This is a genomic window from Parafrankia discariae, from assembly GCF_000373365.1.
GTDB classification, from domain to species: domain Bacteria; phylum Actinomycetota; class Actinomycetes; order Frankiales; family Frankiaceae; genus Parafrankia; species Parafrankia discariae.
Map to the genome: position 1 here is coordinate 1 of NZ_KB891199.1, position 1,316 is coordinate 1,316.

The 1,316-nt window shown below is 69.1% G+C and carries 1 protein-coding gene and 1 pseudogene; both read right to left on the reverse strand.

The genetic code is table 11. The features are described 5' to 3' along the window. On the reverse strand, window positions 1–677 hold a 677-nt coding region (locus B056_RS0110805; RefSeq protein ID WP_154676968.1), incomplete at its 3' end, for a PIN domain-containing protein. 254 nt (window positions 678–931) lie between these two features. Then, window positions 932–1,316 (reverse strand): annotated as a pseudogene (locus B056_RS0110810) (hypothetical protein); the annotation flags it as partial.

Here is a 1,316-nt window from a genome sequence, read left to right on the forward strand (position 1 = left end):
GTGTGCGGCGCTCCCCGTAGCGCGCCGGCGGTGTAGCCCTTGCTGGGGTTGACGACCCCGACGGGGACGAGCTCGCGGGCTTGGGCCACCGGGAAAGCCAGGTCACTGTCGTTAGTGATCACGACGGCGGCGGTGATCCGCTGGTGCAGCAGGTCGAGCAGGAGGTGGGAGGCCACGTTGACGTCGGAGCCCTTCTCCTCCCGCTGGGCGACCGAGACCAGGAAGCGGGCGTCGCGCACCGGCTGGCCGGTCGGGTCCTGGATCATCACCGGCCAGCCGGAGGTGGCCAGGACCGGCTGGCCCTTCGGGCCCTGCACGGCCAGCGGCGCCCGCACCACTTTGCTGATGTACCGGCCTTTGGCGATCTCGTCGACGGCGTGGGCGGCACGCAGCGCCCGCAGGTAGATCTCCTGGTCGGCGGCGCCGCTGGGGTTGCTCGCGCCGTCAATCGGTGCGGTGCAGTACACCACCCGGGCGATCTGCGCCCCGGCCCACTGCGGCCGGGTGGCCACGATCGAGGTGGCCAGGGCGCGCAGGTCGAGCCAGCGCCAGCCCGGTTTACCGCTGCCGCCCATCAGCCCGCGGCCGCCGTAGTACAGGTTGAACCCGTCGATGTAGACACCGACCTGCAGCGGTGTGCGGTTCGTGGTGGCCTGCGCGCTCAACGTCACTCCCATATCCACGCTTCGCTATCCCGGTCCAACACGACGGCCGTGAGGGCGCCTACTCGTCGAGCCGGCCGCGTTTTCCGAGGTCCGCTCACAGTCGGATACTCGCCAGGCTGCCCCCGGAAGGGAGGCGGACCGCCGGGCACCGGGACCGGCGGGTATCAGGTCCTTCCGAGCCGAACGCGGCCCCGCTACCCGCGGCCGGCCGGCCGCGGGTGCTCACCCCGAAGCATAACGAGCACGATCATGCCGTCTGCCTGTGCTTACAGGTCCTGGAAGTAGGCGGCGGCTTTTCTCCGGATCCGGGCGAGGCGTTTGGACACCGGGCTGTGGTTGGCGTAGCCCATGATGTCCGCGATCTCCGTCAGGTTGGTGAACCCGCTCTGCAGGAGGACGATCACCTGGCGGTCGCGGGGGTCCAGCAGGGCGAGGAAGTCCGCGTGCACCAGACGGTCGACGACCTCGGTCTCCGGGCCTTGCACGGGGATGGTGTCGGTCAGCTCGACGAACCGGACTTGGACCTTCGCGCGTTTGCGGTACAGCTTGCGCTCGAAGTGAGCATTTTCAAAGTTTGTTTTTCTAGATTCCCTCCTGTTCCAGGACGAAGACGGCCTGGGTGAACTCGCCGACCCGGCGTGGGCAGCCGCG